The organism is bacterium, assembly GCA_024228115.1.
GTDB lineage: Bacteria > Myxococcota_A > UBA9160 > UBA9160 > UBA6930.
Genome location: JAAETT010000457.1, coordinates 1 through 575 on the forward strand (window position 1 = coordinate 1; position 575 = coordinate 575).

Sequence of the window (575 nt, forward strand, 5' to 3'; positions counted from 1 at the left end):
CCTCAGAGTGAGCGACATCCGCACCTGGCTCGATTGCCCCCGCAAGTTCTGGCTTCAGACACTGCAAGGGCTCCGGCCAGGTGGTGACAAGACCGACCAGCTCGAGGTATCGAACTATCGCAAGTTCGACCCGGCCCACCCCGAGGAACTGAACGAAGAGGTAGTTGTCAGGACCCGGGACGCCAACCGACGGGACGAGGGGACCATGGTCCACGCCGTCACCGAGGCGTACTACCGAGGGGACTTGCCACCTAACTGGGACCCCATGGTCCTACGAGGGGCGGCTCAAGGGTTAATTGAAGCCAAGGCTGAGGAACTGAGCGACAACCTAGCCGTAGCCTCCTGGCAAGAAGCCATTCGGTACGCCACTGCCATGGCCACTGGCTACGTCCCGTGGGTGCAGCGAGAGGGCCACGACGTGGGCAAGAAGGTTCTGGCCGTAGAGGAGCGGATGACCTGGGACTTCCCCCAGGATGACTTCTGGTGCAAGGACTACCACACCTTCCGCCTCACGGGCCAGCCCGACCACGTCGAACAAGACACCATCACCGATGAGGTGGGCATAGGCGATACCA

At 62.1% G+C, this 575-nt stretch carries 1 protein-coding gene; it reads left to right on the top strand.

What is annotated here, in order from left to right; genetic code table 11:
• Positions 1–575, top strand: a 575-nt coding sequence (locus GY937_19715; GenBank protein MCP5058936.1) for a PD-(D/E)XK nuclease family protein, incomplete at both ends; no start/stop codon positions are given.